Annotated in this window: 14 protein-coding genes and 2 riboswitches; of the genes, 3 read left to right on the top strand and 11 right to left on the bottom strand. The window is 69.8% G+C overall.

Features of this window, described 5'->3' with window-relative positions; all coding sequences use genetic code 11:
- Positions 1 to 104: 104 nt before the first annotated feature.
- The 9 genes from ACQP2O_RS37790 to ACQP2O_RS37750 form a co-directional block, all read right to left on the bottom strand.
- Positions 105 to 1,712, bottom strand: a complete 1,608-nt coding sequence (locus ACQP2O_RS37790) for an acyl-CoA dehydrogenase family protein (RefSeq protein ID WP_433173707.1) — start codon at positions 1,710 to 1,712, stop codon at positions 105 to 107.
- The gene (locus ACQP2O_RS37785; protein ID WP_433173705.1) at positions 1,699 to 2,553 is read right to left on the bottom strand and encodes a TetR/AcrR family transcriptional regulator; all 855 of its coding nucleotides are present in this window, start codon (positions 2,551 to 2,553) and stop codon (positions 1,699 to 1,701) included. Before ACQP2O_RS37785 ends, ACQP2O_RS37790 begins: the two co-directional genes overlap by 14 nt.
- Before the next feature lie 260 nt (positions 2,554 to 2,813).
- Positions 2,814 to 3,416: a hypothetical protein gene (locus tag ACQP2O_RS37780; RefSeq protein ID WP_433173703.1), complete on the bottom strand. Its 603-nt coding sequence runs from the start codon at positions 3,414 to 3,416 to the stop codon at positions 2,814 to 2,816.
- A gap of 152 nt (positions 3,417 to 3,568) precedes the next feature.
- The gene (locus tag ACQP2O_RS37775; protein WP_433173701.1) at positions 3,569 to 4,333 is read right to left on the bottom strand and encodes a CHAP domain-containing protein; all 765 of its coding nucleotides are present in this window, start codon (positions 4,331 to 4,333) and stop codon (positions 3,569 to 3,571) included.
- A 12-nt stretch (positions 4,334 to 4,345) separates the two neighbouring features.
- A riboswitch (cyclic di-AMP (ydaO/yuaA leader) is annotated at positions 4,346 to 4,487 on the bottom strand.
- A 105-nt stretch (positions 4,488 to 4,592) separates the two neighbouring features.
- Positions 4,593 to 4,737: riboswitch (cyclic di-AMP (ydaO/yuaA leader) on the bottom strand.
- A gap of 448 nt (positions 4,738 to 5,185) precedes the next feature.
- Complete coding sequence (locus tag ACQP2O_RS37770) at positions 5,186 to 5,947, bottom strand: sirohydrochlorin chelatase (protein ID WP_433173699.1); 762 nt, start codon at positions 5,945 to 5,947, stop codon at positions 5,186 to 5,188.
- Entirely contained in the window at positions 5,929 to 6,642 is a 714-nt protein-coding gene (locus ACQP2O_RS37765; RefSeq protein WP_360895326.1) for a phosphoadenylyl-sulfate reductase, read from the bottom strand. Before ACQP2O_RS37765 ends, ACQP2O_RS37770 begins: the two co-directional genes overlap by 19 nt.
- Entirely contained in the window at positions 6,639 to 6,815 is a 177-nt protein-coding gene (locus ACQP2O_RS37760) for an Insertion element protein (RefSeq protein WP_433173696.1), read from the bottom strand. The genes ACQP2O_RS37765 and ACQP2O_RS37760 overlap by 4 nt, the downstream gene beginning before the upstream one ends.
- Positions 6,812 to 8,467 (bottom strand): nitrite/sulfite reductase, encoded by a 1,656-nt coding sequence (locus ACQP2O_RS37755; RefSeq protein ID WP_433173694.1) that lies wholly within the window; start codon positions 8,465 to 8,467, stop codon positions 6,812 to 6,814. Before ACQP2O_RS37755 ends, ACQP2O_RS37760 begins: the two co-directional genes overlap by 4 nt.
- 324 nt (positions 8,468 to 8,791) lie before the next feature.
- Positions 8,792 to 8,944, bottom strand: coding sequence for a hypothetical protein (locus ACQP2O_RS37750; RefSeq protein WP_433173691.1), 153 nt, complete (start codon positions 8,942 to 8,944; stop codon positions 8,792 to 8,794).
- A gap of 151 nt (positions 8,945 to 9,095) precedes the next feature.
- Between ACQP2O_RS37750 and ACQP2O_RS37745 the strand changes: the two genes are divergently transcribed.
- The 3 genes from ACQP2O_RS37745 to ACQP2O_RS37735 all read left to right on the top strand — a co-directional run bounded on the left by ACQP2O_RS37745 (position 9,096) and on the right by ACQP2O_RS37735 (position 12,085).
- Entirely contained in the window at positions 9,096 to 9,878 is a 783-nt protein-coding gene (locus tag ACQP2O_RS37745) for a TIGR03084 family metal-binding protein (RefSeq protein ID WP_433173690.1), read from the top strand.
- A gap of 190 nt (positions 9,879 to 10,068) precedes the next feature.
- Positions 10,069 to 11,004 (top strand): YihY/virulence factor BrkB family protein, encoded by a 936-nt coding sequence (locus ACQP2O_RS37740; RefSeq protein WP_433173688.1) that lies wholly within the window; start codon positions 10,069 to 10,071, stop codon positions 11,002 to 11,004.
- Positions 11,005 to 11,242: 238 nt separating this feature from the next.
- Positions 11,243 to 12,085, top strand: coding sequence for a TauD/TfdA dioxygenase family protein (locus ACQP2O_RS37735; RefSeq protein WP_433173686.1), 843 nt, complete (start codon positions 11,243 to 11,245; stop codon positions 12,083 to 12,085).
- Here the strand turns inward: ACQP2O_RS37735 and ACQP2O_RS37730 are convergent.
- Both ACQP2O_RS37730 and ACQP2O_RS37725 read right to left on the bottom strand, forming a co-directional pair.
- On the bottom strand, positions 12,082 to 12,540 hold the full coding sequence (locus ACQP2O_RS37730) for a hypothetical protein (protein WP_433173684.1): 459 nt from the start codon (positions 12,538 to 12,540) through the stop codon (positions 12,082 to 12,084). The two genes, ACQP2O_RS37735 and ACQP2O_RS37730, sit on opposite strands and share 4 nt — an antisense overlap.
- 194 nt (positions 12,541 to 12,734) lie before the next feature.
- On the bottom strand, positions 12,735 to 14,363 hold the full coding sequence (locus ACQP2O_RS37725; protein WP_433173682.1) for a phospholipase C: 1,629 nt from the start codon (positions 14,361 to 14,363) through the stop codon (positions 12,735 to 12,737).
- Positions 14,364 to 14,469: the final 106 nt, after the last annotated feature.

The raw sequence follows: 14,469 nt of genomic DNA, 5'->3' as shown, positions 1-14,469 counted from the left end.
GGGCGATCTCTGCGGCGCCGTCCTTACCCTCCTACAGAGGCTATCTAGTGGATGGTGCGGTGATACGTCCTGAGATCTCTCCCGTACTGCTGATTCACGGGCCTTCATCCGGTCTTCGGGCGCGCTCTTTCGATAATGGCGCCGAAGTCGGTACTGGGCGGCAATGTGCCGTAGGAGTGGCCCCAATCTCCGCCGAGCCGGGAGGCGCAGAAGGCGTCGGCGACCGCCGGGTGGCCGTGGCGGACCAGCAGGGAGCCCTGCAGCACCAGGGCGAGGCGCTCGACGACCCGCCGGGCGCGCGGCTCGATCGTCGCCACGTCGGTGAGCGAGTCCTTGACCTCCTGGACGGCGGCGTCCAGCCGCGCGTCGGCACCCGAGGCCAGGTCGACTTCGGTGAAGAACGTCTCCACCGTCTCCGGCTCCTTGACCATCGCCCGCAGCACGTCGAGGGCCGCGACGTTCCCGGAGCCCTCCCAGATCGAATTGAGGGGCGACTCGCGGAACAGCCGGGGCATGCCGGAGTCCTCGACGTAGCCGTTGCCGCCGAGGCATTCGAGCGCCTCCGCGGCGTGGGCGGGCCACCGCTTGCAGACCCAGTACTTGCCGACGGCGAGGGCGAGCCGCTTGAACGCGGTCTCGCCGCGGTCGGTGGCCCCGGCCAGGCGGAGCATGAGCACGGTCGCGGCCTCCGACTCGACCGCCAGGTCCGTGAGGACGTTGCGCATCAGCGGCTGGTCGATGAGGTATCGGCCGAACACCTGACGGTGGGCGGCGTGGTGGGTCGCCTGGGTGAGGCCTTCCCGCATTCCGGCTGCCGCGCTGATGACGCAGTCGAGCCGGGTCATGTTGACCATCTCGATGATCGTGCGGACGCCGCGCCCCTCGTCGCCGACGCGCCAGGCGACCGCGTCCTCGTACTCCACCTCGGCGGACGCGTTCGACCGGTTGCCCAGTTTGTCCTTGAGGCGCTGCAGCCGAAGACCGTTGCGCGTGCCGTCGGGCAGCACCCGGGGCAGCAGGAAGCACGTGAGGCCCTCCGGCGCCTGCGCGAGGACGAGGAAGACGTCGCACATCGGCGCGCTGGTGAACCACTTGTGGCCGGTCAGCAGGTACGTGCCGTCGGGCCGGGGCACGGCCCGCGTCGTGTTGGCCCGGACGTCGGAGCCGCCCTGCTTCTCCGTCATCGACATGCCGGCGAGGATGCCCTGCTTCTCCGCCGGCGGCCGCAGGCCGAAGTCGTACGTCCCGGACGTCAGCAGCGGTTCGTACTGCCGGGCCAGCTCGGGCGCGTGGCGCAGCGCCGGTACGGCGGCGTAGGTCATCGAGATGGGACAGCCGTGCCCCGCGTCCACCCGCCAGACGTAGAACTTCGCGGCGCGGGCGACGTGCGCCCCGGATCGTTCGGTCCACGCCCGGGCGTGCAGGCCGTGGCCCACCGCGACGCGCATGAGCTCGTGCCAGGCGGGGTGGAACTCGACCTCGTCGACGCGATGGCCGTACCGGTCGTGGGTGCGCAGCACCGGCGGGTGCTCGTTGGCGAGACGGCCCCACTCGCGCGCCTGCTCCGTGCCCCCCAGCCGGCCGAGCTCGTGGACGGCCTCGGCCGCCCAGCCGCCGCCTTCGCGGAAGAGCCCGTCCAGGAGGGCGGGGTCGTCGGCCACGTCATGGCCGACGAGCGGGGGGACCTGGTTGAAGACCTCATGTGTCGTCATCGACCGCTCCGATGCTGCGCTGGGCGAAGGTGATGAGATGGGCGATCAGGCCGACCTGCGCGTCCGCGTCGCCGCCGGCATTCGCGGGTGCGCCGGCGTGGCCGCTGGCATGCGCCGGTGCGTCCGTGCGGCGGGCGGCACGCGTCCGTGCGTCCGCGTCGCCGACCGTAGGCGGCTCGGCGGAACGGCCGGCGCGATGCGTCCGTGCGTCCGCGCCGTCGGCGGCATGCGTCCGTGCGTCCGCGCCGTCGGCGGCATGCGGCCGTACGTTCGCGTCGCCGGCCGCATACGGCTCGGCGGAACGGTCGGCGCCGACCGCGAGGGGGCCGACGAGGGCCTCGCCGATGGCCCCGACGAGCGCCGCGGCGCTGACCTCGACGTTCTGCTCGGGGAGCTCGCCGGCGGCGATGCCGCGGCCGATGAGCCCGGCGAGGACGGCGGCGTACGCTCGGCGGAAGACCAGGCGCTCGGCGTCGACGGCGGGATCCGCCGGCTCGGCGAGGAGCGCGTACGCCATCCGCGGGGCCCGCAGGGCCCGGCCCGCGAACGTCTCGATCACCGCCGCGATGCCCTCCGCCGCCGAGCCCTCCAGGGACGCGGCGCGCGCGAACGCGTCGACCTCACGTTGGGAGGCCACCCGGAAGACCTCCGCGACCAGGTCGGCCTTTGCCGGGAAGTGGCGGTAGACGCTGCCGGTCGCGACCCCCGCTCGCCGGGCGACGGCCGCGATCGAGCAGCCGGCGTAGCCGTGCTCGGCGACGACCGCCAGCGCGGCGGCGCGGATGCGGTCCCGGGAGGCGCTGAGCCGGGCCTCGACACGGGGCGTACGGCGGTACGGCACGCAAGAATTGAACCTCAGTTCATTCCTTCCCCGCAAGGGTGGCCGTCAGGAACGATGGAGCCGTCGGTGGGGCAGGCCGTCGGGAACGGCCGAGCCGTCGGTGGGGCAGGCCGTCGGGAAGGACGAAGCCGTCGGTGGGGCAGGGTCGTCGGGAACGACGGAACGGCGCGGGATCACCTCAGGTGAGGGGATCCCACGCCGTCCGGGACCGGCAGGCGAGGGGGGGAGCGGGTGACGCCGGCCGGTGTCGAGAGGGGCGGTTACGCCTTGCCGGTGGCCGTGTCGTAGCCGGTGCCCGAGTGGCGGTACACGCCGCCCTTGCCCAGTTCCAGCACCTGGAACTTGACCGTGATCGAGTTCGATGCGGTGCCGGTGAGCTGCTGCATCATCTTCTCCGACAGGTCGATGAGCGCCGGCGGGTTGTGCTGCGCGACGGCCCACTCGGCCGGGCCGAAGTCCTCCACGATGCCGATCTCGCTCTTACCGTTGTAGGTGACCTTCACCTTGGTGCCGAGCGGCCAGTACGGGCTGGCGAGCGTGTGGAACGACATCGGCTTGCCGGAGGCCGTCGACGGGTCCCAGAAGGACGTCGCGGTCGAGACGCCGCCGGGCAGGGCAGCCTTTTCCTTCTTGGGGTCCTTCTTGACGCTCACGAACAGCCGGTCCTTGTTCTCCGTGGCGACGCGCTGCTCGGTCTGCGGTGCCTGCTTGGACGCCTGCGCGGCGGACGGCGCGGGGGCGCTCTGCGCCGAGGATGCCGACTCCGAGGCGGTTCCGTAGGCGAGGGCGGTGGTCACGCCGGCGCCGGCCAGGGTGACGCCGGCGGCCGCGGTGGCAATGGCCTTCGTCGAGAACCTGATCATGGAATTCCTTTCGGGGGCATGGGGAACGGGGGCATGCGGGATTGGGGGCATCCCGAGGCGATGCCAGGGGGATTCGTGGGACCGCCCGGGAAGGGAAGGCCAGCGCGTGCCGCGTTGCTCGGCGGCGACGCGGCACGCGCCGGCACGGGCGACTACTGGGGGTACTCCGGGTAGCCGTAACCCACGACAGAGGAGGTGTTCCGGGTCCGGACCTTCACGGCGTCGTCCGTGTTGCCCTCGACGGTCTGGATGGTGCCGTCGTGGTTGTCCTTGATGACCAGGCCGACGTGGTCGATGCCGTCGACACCGCTGCCGTTCCAGGAGAAGAAGACGACGGCTCCGGGCTTGGGAGTGTTGCCCCAGCGGCCCTGCGAGATGAACCACTTGGCGTGGTCCGGGGTGAACGCGTCGGCGCCCATCCCCTTGACGCCCAGCTGGTCGCCGACCCAGGAGACGAACATGTCGCACCACGAGGCGTTGGCGTAGTCGCTGATGGCCCCGCCGTTCTGCGCCACGCCGCGCGCGGCGTACGGGGTGCCCATGAACCACTGGTTGAACTTGCTGCCGCCGGCGGCGTTCTCGGTCGTGCCGACCTGGGAGACGGCGAGCTTCAGAACGTCCGTGGCCGAGGGCAGCTTCTTCTGCACCTGCTTCTTCGGCTCGGCGAGGGCGCGCACCTTGACGTGCGGGGCGTCGGCCAGGGAACCGGCCTCGATCGCCTTACCCATACTGGGATTAGGTATCTGGGCGACGTGGTGCGCCACGGCGCGGGACGCACCGGGGATCTGCGCGGACAGCGCCGGCCCTGCGGCGGCCACGGTGATCGCGGCCACGCCGGCGGTGGCGGTGCCGGCGATGACGCCGGCGAGAGTCTTGCGATCAAAGGTAAAGCGGGGTTTGGCGTGTCGAGGGGACACGGGGGGTACTCCTTCGGCTTCCATGCCGCTTACCGGGTTAGCTGACGGGTTCGGGCGTGGAAGCTGCCCTACGACACAGGGGATGTGCCGATTCACCCCGGGACTTCTGGTGGGTCCCCGGCTCCGCGAGGTGCGGATTCAGCGGGTCGCCCGCTCATGCGGGCGGCTCGAACAAAGAGACACGTCTGCCGTCATCGGCTAGGGGTAGCGGTGACGGCCGGTATTCAGATCAGGGCGGACTAGCGGACAAGGTTCTACTCCTTACTTCCAGTACGCCTACCGGGTTAGCTGACGGGTTCGGGCGTGGAAGTCGGCCCTACGGCACAGGGGATGTGCCGATTCACCCCGGGACTTCTGATGGGTCCCCGGCTCCGTGATCTTCACGGACTCGACGTTGCTGCTCCCGCTCTAAATGGATCAATGGGTACTCAGCGGGAGTGGCACGATTTTGGATATGAACCGTCTCGGCTCTGTACGGAGGCCCTCGCACGCGTCTTCGCGCCGCGCCATCTGCGCTGGTGGGCCGGCCGCGCCGGCGGATGTTCGGGCGGCGCATGGGGAGCGTCGCCGGTGTTAGAGGAACATATCAGACAAATACCGACGTGCCAAATATGGCCATCGAATATTAGTCACATGATCGGCACTACAAAGATCGCTATAAAGATCGATCTGGTGCGTCTTGTGATCCACATTACGTTCCGGCCGAAACAATCATGAACGGCCGCAAAGCACTGTGGAATCGTCAGATATCCCAACAGTCGCGTGACACAGGGTATTCCGGGCCCCGTCACGATGGGTGACCACGGGCCCGGCGGGAGGCTCGCCGGACGGCGCCGGAGCGCCGGGAAGGCGTCAGCCCGCCGCCGCTACGCGCTCGCCACGCGTCAGGCTCTCGCGATAGCGCTGCGACGTGATCTCCGCCACCTCCGGCGCGGCGCCCAGCACGGGTGAGACCGCCACCGCTCCGGTCTCCAGGGACTCCTCACGGACCTTGTCCGCGAAGTAGCCCGGGGCCAGGAAGTAGGACGCCACCGCGACTCGCGGCGCGCCCGCGTCGTACAGCATACGTACGGCCTCGGCAGGGGCGGGACGGGCCGCGGAGGCGTACGCGGGGACGACGGAGTGCCAGCCGCGCCAGGCGCGCGCCAGCCGGCCGATCGTCGCGTTCGCCGCCGGATCGCTGGAACCGGCGGCGGCGAGCACCAGAGCGGTGTCCGGGTCGGGGCGGACGCCGACCTCGGCGAGCCGCCGCTCCAGGGCCGTCGTCATCAGCGGATGCGGGCCCAGCGTCGCCCCATAGTGCAGAGTCAGCCGGGGGTGGGCGCTGCGGATGTCGCGAAGCGCCCCCGGGATATCGGTCTTGCTGTGATACGCGGCGGTGAGCAGCAGAGGGAGCACGACGGCCTCGTCGGCCCCCTCTCCGACGAGACCACCGAGCGCCTGCCCCGGGGCCGGGGGAGCGTGGTCGAGATACGAGGTCACGACCCGCACCCCCGATGAACGGCGAACAAGATCGAGAAGTTCCTCGATCGTCGCCGCCGCACGCGGATCCCGGCTCCCGTGGGCCACCGCGACCAGAGGGATCGCGAAGGTGCTCAGAGGTTGATGCCGCATTCGGTCTTTCCGGTGCCGGCCCAGCGTCCGCTGCGCGGGTCCTCGCCGGGCGCGACCTGCTTGGTGCAGGGCTCGCAGCCGATCGACGGGTACCCGTCGTACTGCAGCGGGTTCACCAGGATGCCGTGCTCCTCGATGTAGTCGTGGAGCTGGGCCTGGGTCCAGCGGGCGAGGGGGTTGACCTTGACCTTCCCGCGCGCGGCGTTCCACTCGACCACGCGCGAGCCGCGCCGGTGTGAGGTCTCCTCACGCCGGATGCCCGTGATCCACGCGAGGTACGGCTCGAGCGCGCGGTTCAGCGGCTCGACCTTGCGCAGGTGGCAGCACAGATCCGGGTTCCGCCCGTACAGCCGGGGCCCGAGGTCGCGCTCCTGTTCGGCGACGGTCCGGGAGGGGGTGACGTTGACCACGTTGACCGGGTAGACGGCCTCGACGGCGTCCCGCGTGCCGATCGTCTCGGCGAAGTGGTAGCCGGTGTCGACGAACAGCACGTCGATGCCGGGGCGGACCTTCGAGGCGATGTCGACCAGCACGGCGTCCTTCATGGACGACGTGACGCAGATCCGGTCGCCGAAGGTCGCGATCGCCCAGCGGATGATCTCCTCGGCGGAGGCCTCCTCCAGCGCGTCGGCGGCCGATTCGACGATGTCGGTCAGGTCGAGCGCCGCAGGCGCGCGCTCGTACAGGAGAGTCATGCCGAGCCCTCCCGTCCAGGAGCGCCGGTGGTGCTGAGCGCACCGAGGCCGACGAACCGCAGCCGGAACGCCCGGGTGCAGGCCCGGCAGTGCCAGCCGCCATCGCTCTCGTACGGCTCCAGGTCCTCGTCTCCGCAGTAGGGGCAGTAGAAGGGGACGGCTCGCTCGGTCACTTCAGGTCACCTTCCTCCGCACGCTGCACCCACGCGGCGAAGGACTCGCCGTCGTGCCTGCCCTCCTGGAACCTGCGCAGCACCCTCTCCACGTAGTCGGGCAACTCCTCCGCGGTCGTCTTCAGCCCACGGATCTTCTTGCCGAACTCCCCGCCGATCGAGCCGCCCAGGTGCACCTGGTAGCCCTCGACCTGGGCGCCGCTCGCGTCGGTGACCAGCTGGCCCTTCAGGCCGATGTCGGCGGTCTGGATGCGCGCGCAGGAGTTCGGGCAGCCGTTGATGTTGATCGTCAGCGGCTCGTCGAAGTCCGGCAGGCGCTGCTCCAGCTCCTCGATCAGGTCCATGCCGCGCTGCTTGGTCTCGACGATGGCGAGCTTGCAGAACTCGATGCCGGTGCAGGCCATCGTCTGACGGCGGAACGTCGACGGGCGGACCCGTAGGTCGTGCGCCTCCAGCTCGGCGGCCAGCGCCTCGGTGCGGTCCTCCGGGACGTCCAGGATGACCATCTTCTGCTCGGTCGTCGTGCGCACCTGGCCGGAGCCGTACTCCTCGGCCAGATCCGCGATGACGTGCAGCAGGTCGCCGTCGACGCGGCCGACCTTCGGCGCGAAGCCGACGTAGTAGCGGCCGTCGCGCTGCCGGTGGATGCCGACGTGGTCGCGGCGCTGGTCCCGGGGCGCGCCGGGGGCCGGCCCGTCCGCCAGGGCGTACCCGAGGTACTCCTTCTCCAGGACCTCGCGGAACCGCTCCGGGCCCCAGTCGTTCATCAGGAACTTCAGCCGGGCGCGGTGCCGGAGCCGCCGGTAGCCGTAGTCGCGGAAGATGCCGGCGATGCCCGCCCAGACCTCGTGGGCCTGCTCCGGCCGGATGAACGCCCCGAGCCGCTTGGCGAACATCGGGTTGGTGGACAGCCCGCCGCCCGCCCAGATGTCGTATCCGACCTCGCCCTTGTCGTTCACCACGCCGACGAACGCGATGTCGTTGATCTCGTGGACGGTGCACTGCGCCGTGCAGCCGGACAGCGCCGACTTGAACTTCCGCGGCAGGTTGGAGAACTCCGGGCTGCCGATGTACCGGTCGTTGATCTCGCGGATCTGCGGCGTCGCGTCGATGACCTCGTCGGCGTCGATCCCGGCGAGCGGGCAGCCGAGGATGACCCGGGGCGTGTCGCCGCAGGCCTCGGTGGTGTCCAGCCCGACCGACTCCAGGGCCTCCCAGATGGCCGGGACGCTCTCGATCTCGATCCAGTGCAGCTGAATGTTCTGTCGGTCGGTGATGTCCGCGGTGCCGCGGGCGTACTTCGAGGAGACGTCGGCGATCGTGCGCAGCTGGTCGAGGTTCAGCCGGCCGCCGTCGATCCGGACGCGCAGCATGAAGTAGCGGTCGTCGAGCTCTTCGGGCTCGAGGACCGCCGTCTTGCCGCCGTCGATGCCGGGCCGGCGCTGGGTGTACAGGCCGTACCAGCGGAACCGGCCCCGCAGATCAGCGGGGTCGATCGAGTCGAAGCCGGCCTTGGCGTAGATGTCGATGATGCGACGGCGGACGTTCAGCCCGTCGTCGTTCTTCTTGTTCTCTTCGTTCTTGTTGAGCGGTTCGCGATAGCCCAGGGCCCATTGGCCCTCGCCTCGTTTCCGCTGCAGACGGGGTGGCATCGTGCGCGTCCTCCGTGGTGATGGGGGACACGTAGCACGCCGGCAGGTCGCACTGCTGGCTCAACGCTGAGCTATAGGGGTGACACCGGCATACCGCGCGCCCATGAGGCAGTGGCGGTGATCAGGCGTCAACGACAGATGGCGCTGCCCACACGGAGGTAGTCAACGTGCCGGCGCATCACCAGCAACGGATTCGCAGCAGCCATACACCGATGATGACATGTGGTTCGATGACTGTCCAACTCTGTCCGGAATGCGGACGAACGTCACATTGGCCCGCTCGGGCATGCCGATCTCCCGCCGCGGCGCGGACTCGTCCAGGCTCTAGCCCTGCCGCAGCCAGTTGACGTCCGGTTCGGTGCCGTCGCCGGACGCGGACCGCTCCTCGGCGGGCTCGGGCGGCAGGTGCTGGCACTCGCACCACGAGCCGCCCCGGCACTCGTCGTGCCGCCGCTCGCGACACGCTTGGCAGATCACCCCTTCATTGTGCCTGTTGTCATCGCGTACGCGCTTACGACCGCTCTCGCCTCCTCACTCGCTTCGCGGCCGGATCGTTCCTCACCGGCCACTCCGCTCGCTCGTCGGCTCGCTCGGCGATGGCCGAACCCGGTTCTGTACGCTGTGGCCCGTGGCCGTTGCGATGGACGAACTGCTCACCGATCTGCGCGAGGAGACGGGCGACCTCGAGCGACTCCTGAAGCCCGAGGCGTGGGACCTGCCCACCCCCGCCGAGGGATGGACCGTACGCGACCAGGTCATCCACCTGGCGTGGTTCGACGAGGCGGCCGTACGCGCCGTGACCGACCCCGGCGCCTTCCGCGAGGAGGTCCGCACGCTGGTCGCGGAGGGCTTCGACACGGACCAGATCATCACCGAGCGGCGCTCCATGCCCGGCGAGGAGGTCCTGGGCTGGTTCCGGACGGCCCGCGGCCGGATGGTCGAGGCCCTGGCGGGCCTGGAGCCGAAGGCGCGGATCCCCTGGTACGGACCTGACATGGGGGCGGCCTCGTTCACCACCGCCCGCCTGATGGAGACCTGGGCGCACGGACAGGACGTGGCCGACGCCGTCGGCGCCGGCCACGCGCCCACCGACCGGCTCCGCCATATCGCCCAGATCGGCGTGCGGACGCTGCCGTGGAGCTTCGCCGTCCATGGCAGGCCGGTCCCGGAGACGCCGGTACGCGTGGAACTCAACCTTCCGAGCGGGGCCCGCTGGGTCGCAGGCCCGGAGGGCGCCGACGACCTCGTCCAGGGGTCGGCGCTGGACTTCTGCCTGGTCGTCACGCAGCGACGGCACCGGGACGACGCGGACCTCACGGTCGTCGGCCCGGTCGCCGAGGAATGGCTGGACGTCGCACAGGCGTTCGCCGGACCGCCCGGGAACGGGCGGCTGCCAGGGCAGTTCGCCTGACATGTGAGGATCGTCACAACTTGTCGATGCGTCCGTCGCGCGAATGGGGTCATCTGATCGGAGAGCCTTCGCTTCCCCGTCAGGGATGGGGATTCCGGTTCCCCCCGGGGCCGGGCGGCCGGCCGGAGGTGTTCGGCGAGATGAGCCTCATGCACCACTCTGGGTGCGTAAGCCCCTACTGTAGATCGTCATGACCACCGCCTCCGACGCTCGGACCGGCGTTGCCGAGGCGTCCGTCGTCTCCCGTGCGCGCGCGGCCCTCTGGCAGATCCTCCGGGGCACCGCCGTGTCGGCGTTCCGCTACCGGGTGACCGGCCTGGCCGCGGAGGCGGCGTTCTTCACGCTCCTGTCGCTGCCGCCCCTGGCCCTCGGGCTGATCGGCATGATCGGCCACTTCCGGAACGTCCTGGGCGCCGCGACGATCGCCGAGACCCGTAAGTGGGTGCTGGACCGTGCGGAGACGGTGCTCACCGCGAAGACCGTGAAGTCCGTGGTCGAACCCCTCCTCGACGAGGTCCTGCGCGGCGGCAAGGTCGGGATCGTCTCGCTGAGCTTCCTGATCTCCCTGTGGGCCGGATCCCGGGCGCTCAACGTCTACGTCGACACGATCACCATCGCGCACGGCCTGTCGGGCGTCCGCGGCGTGATCCGGACCCGCCTGCGCGCGTTCTTCCTCTACCTCGCCGGGCTCGGCGTCGGCCTCATCATCATTCCCGTCCTGGTCGCCGGGCCGACGCTGGTGCTGCACTGGGTCCCGGCCGGCGCCGCGGTCGTGCGCATTCTTTACTGGCCGATCCTCATCATCGTCGCCGTCATCTTCCTCGCGTTGCTCTACCACCTCAGCGTTCCGGTGCGGACGGCGTGGTGGCGCGAGGTCCCGGGCGGGGTCACCGCCCTGGCCATCTGGGCGCTCGGCAGCCTGGTCCTCCGGCTCTACCTGGACGGCTCCACGTCGGCGGTGTCGGTGTACGGGTCGCTGGGGGCGGCCATCGCCGTACTTGCCTGGCTGTACGTCACCGCGCTCGCCGTCCTGATCGGCGCCGCCCTGAACGCCGAGATCGACAAGCTCTGGCCGGGGGAGTTCACCTCGCGCGCCCGTCTGGAGGACGACGCCTCCGCGGGCTGATCCACGCCGCCTACGGGCGCTGATCCCATACCGCCTCTGGGCGCTGATCCACGACGCCTCCGCAGGCTGGTCCACGCCGCCTCCGGGCGCTGATCCACGCCGCCGTTCGCGGCCGCTCGACCTGTCTCCGACGTGACGTCGGGCACGCCATCGCGCCGAGGGGTGGTCAGACGTGCGGAAAAGTGGCAACCTAGCGATTGCTTGTCTAGAGCGGGGTTCACCGACGGAGGCTCCCGGCATGATCGAATTTCATCCCGTAACACGGCACATCGGCGCCGAGGTGACAGGGCTGGACCTGCGCAAACCACCGTCGGACGAGGAGGTCGCGGAGATCCGCCGGGGCCTGCTCGATTACCTGGTCCTGTTCTTCCGCGATCAGGAGATCAGCGACGAGCAGCACCTGGCGTTCGCCGAGCGGTTCGGCACGCTGAACGAGCCGCCGATGAAGACGTCGGCGAGCGCGATCCACATCCTCGACCAGAAGGATCCCAAGGGCGAGGGCGGGGACTCCTGGCACAGCGACAACACCTTCATGAAGGTGCCCCCGATGGGGTCGTTGCTGCGCGCGGTGATCCTGCCGGACGTCGGCGGCGACACCAACTGGGCCAACATGTACCTCGCCTACGAGTCACTGCCCACGTCGATCCAGCGGCTGTGCGACGAACTCGAGGCCGAGCACGACCTCACGATGTCGGTGTCCAAGGCCATCACCAAGGGCCACCAGCTGGACCTGGCCGAGATGCAGCGCAAGTGGCCGCCCGTACGGCACCCGGTCGTACGCGTCCACCCGGAGACCGGGCGCAAGGCGCTGTTCGTCAACCGCAGCTCGACGACCCGCCTGGTCGGCCTCGACGACCGCGAGAACGAGGCGCTGCTCCCGCTCCTCCAGGACGCGGTCCGCTCGCCGGAGTTCCAGGTCCGGCTCAAGTGGCGGGTCGGCACACTCGCGTTCTGGGACAACCGGCCCACTCAGCACTACGCGGTCGCCGACTACACCCAGCGCCGCAAGATGCACCGCGTCACGATCAACGCGCCCGCCGAGATCGACGACGGTGTGCCCAAAGGGCCTCGGTCGCTCTAGGTACCGATGCGGTCCATCGCGGTCGAGGGGGTCGCCCCGGTCGTGAACGGCTGGGGCGGGGCCGTACGCCGCAGCGCGGGGGAGTCCTCGCCGCCGTCCGCGGTCAGTCGCCGGGCGAGTTCGACGAGGGCGCCGGCCTGCGCCACCGGCGCCCAGGCGGCCAGGAGGTTCATGGCGTCCGGCAGGCTCTCGGCGAAGACGTGCTCGACGACGTTCCCGGCGTTGCCCTCGAGCTGCAGCAGGAACTGCAGCGGGGGCTTCTCACGGGAGTAGACCGCCAGCGTGACCGGGGTCGTGGCGAACTCCTCGTCGCCGATCCGGCACCACGCTTCGAAGCCGAGCGCGGCCATCGCGGCGTACACGTCACCGCCCTGCGGGTCGCACGCCGCCATCACCGGGTCCTCGCGCTCCGTCCACTCGCCGTTGACCAGGCACCATGCGGGGACAGATTCCATCGCGATCACAGCGTCACGTTAGGACGCCGCCGGGGCGCTCGCGAGGACGCCACGCCATGAGCCGCGGGGTGGGACGCTCGAGTCGCGTCGCAGGACGGGCGGATGGTGCGTCCCGGGAGGAGCCGAACCGGCGCCCGTACGGGGGAAGCCCCCGCCGAGGCGGGGGCTTCCGGGAAAAGGATGGTGAAGATGGATCAGCCGGAGACCGGAGCGCCGGTCTTCGGGTCGAGGATCAGCTTGCCGGCACGCGGGTGCCAGAAGTTGAACATGCCCCACAGGCCGCCGGCCCGCTGGTCGAACGACGAGTCGCCGATCCGGCCGGTGCCCCAGTTGTCCTCGATGAACTTCAGCACCGACGTCTGCTCGGTGTAGCTGTGGTCAACGTGGTTGACCTTCGAGTACGGCGAGATGACGAGGAGCGGGAGACGCTGGCTGGGACCGCAGCGGTCCTGGTAGCCGCCGGCCACCTTGGCCTTGCCGCACAGCGCCGTGTCCGTCGCGGAGTCCGTCGACCCGTTGAGGATCTTCGGAGCCTTGTGGTCGTACCAGCCGTCGGAGTCGTCGTAGGCGATGACGACGGCCGTGGACTTCCATTCCGGCGACTTCTGCAGCTTGTTGATCGTGCCCGCGATGAACTGCTGCTCGTCGAGCGGGTCGGAGTAGGCCGCGTGGCCGTCCTGGTACTCGGCCGCCTTCAGGAAGCTGACCGCGGGCAGGTTGTGCGCCGCGAGCGCCGAGTCGAAGTCGCTCAGGTCGTACTGGTGGTTGGCCTGGTCGGTCTGGCCGATCGCCGCGACGGAGGTCGGCGGCAGGTGCTTCTCGTTCGCCGTCGACTTGTAGTACTGGAACGGCTCGTGGTGCGGGCTGTAGTCGGTGGCGGTGTTGCCGCCGACGTTCTGGTGCGACGCGCCGCAGACGGCGTACCCGTTGGTCTTACCGGTGGGCCGGAAGCCGCCCTGGAACCAACCCCAGGTGACCTTCTTCTTGTTGAGCAGGTCGCCGACGTTCTGCCCGGTCATCACGGCCAGGTTGTTCTTGGACGTGTGGTTGTTGCCGGAGCAGTCGTCGTACGCCGGGTCCGGGTCGTTGATGACCGTGCCGACGCCGTTCTTGTCGGGGGACTGCACGACGTAGGAGTCGCTGACCTTGTTGTGGTTCACCGGGTCGACGGCGTAGCCGCCGTGGGTCTGGCCGGAGATGAGGTTGAGCGCACCCGGGGTGGACGGTCCGAAGACGGTGTCCCAGGAGTTGTCGCTCATCGCGTAGTGCTGCGCGTAGTTCCACAGCCCGGTGACGGTGTTGCCGTCGTAGTAGTCCATGACCAGGCCCGGCTCACCGAACAGCACCGGCTGGCCGGTGCACTTGTCCTTCTCGGTGTTCTGGACGAACTTGTCCATCGCGCCGCCGTTGACGGCCTTCTGCTCCGACGCGTACCCGTGGTCCTGGTCACAGGTCATCGCCTGCTTCGGGGTGAGGCGCTTCGGGTTGTACTGGTTCGGGTTCTGCGTGAGCAGCTTCTTCGTCAGCCCGTCGACCCGGGGCGTGTGCCGCGCGGCGGTGAACTTCGTGCCGTCGGTGTTGGCGGCCTTCGGGTAAGTGCCGAAGTAGTGGTCGAACGAGATGTTCTCGTCGAACAGCACGACGACGTGCTTGATCGGCGTGGCCGTGCGGACGGTGGACGCCTCGGCCGCGGTCAGCGAGACGCCCTGATGCTTGTCGCCGCTCGCCCAGCTCGGCGCCGTGGCGAGCGCGAGCGCTCCGGCCGCGGCCACCGAGCCGGCGATCAACGCCGTCCGGCGGCCCTTCCACTTTCCGGGACCCATCGTGTTGCCTCCTGAAGTTGTGAAACGCCGGTCCTCCAGCGGAGTCCCGGTCCAGCCGGGATCCCATCGAGTCGCGTCGACGATCACGCTGACGTTTGGTGACGAG

The sequence above is a fragment of the Actinoallomurus sp. CA-150999 genome (assembly GCF_050942425.1).
GTDB lineage: Bacteria > Actinomycetota > Actinomycetes > Streptosporangiales > Streptosporangiaceae > Actinoallomurus.
Note: the sequence above shows the minus strand (reverse complement) of the source record. Positions and strands in the feature narration are given on the sequence as shown.

Bases quoted from the DNA above. Each gene is read 5' to 3' on its own strand.
- ACQP2O_RS37790 (WP_433173707.1), bottom strand. From the start codon at position 1,712: ATGACGACACATGAGGTCTTCAACCAGGTCCCCCCGCTCGTCGGCCAT.
- ACQP2O_RS37765 (WP_360895326.1), bottom strand. From the start codon at position 6,642: ATGACTCTCCTGTACGAGCGCGCGCCTGCGGCGCTCGACCTGACCGAC.
- ACQP2O_RS37780 (WP_433173703.1), bottom strand. From the start codon at position 3,416: ATGATCAGGTTCTCGACGAAGGCCATTGCCACCGCGGCCGCCGGCGTC.
- ACQP2O_RS37770 (WP_433173699.1), bottom strand. From the start codon at position 5,947: ATGCGGCATCAACCTCTGAGCACCTTCGCGATCCCTCTGGTCGCGGTG.
- ACQP2O_RS37735 (WP_433173686.1), top strand. From the start codon at position 11,243: ATGATCGAATTTCATCCCGTAACACGGCACATCGGCGCCGAGGTGACA.
- ACQP2O_RS37755 (WP_433173694.1), bottom strand. From the start codon at position 8,467: ATGCCACCCCGTCTGCAGCGGAAACGAGGCGAGGGCCAATGGGCCCTG.
- ACQP2O_RS37730 (WP_433173684.1), bottom strand. From the start codon at position 12,540: ATGGAATCTGTCCCCGCATGGTGCCTGGTCAACGGCGAGTGGACGGAG.
- ACQP2O_RS37740 (WP_433173688.1), top strand. From the start codon at position 10,069: ATGACCACCGCCTCCGACGCTCGGACCGGCGTTGCCGAGGCGTCCGTC.
- ACQP2O_RS37725 (WP_433173682.1), bottom strand. From the start codon at position 14,363: ATGGGTCCCGGAAAGTGGAAGGGCCGCCGGACGGCGTTGATCGCCGGC.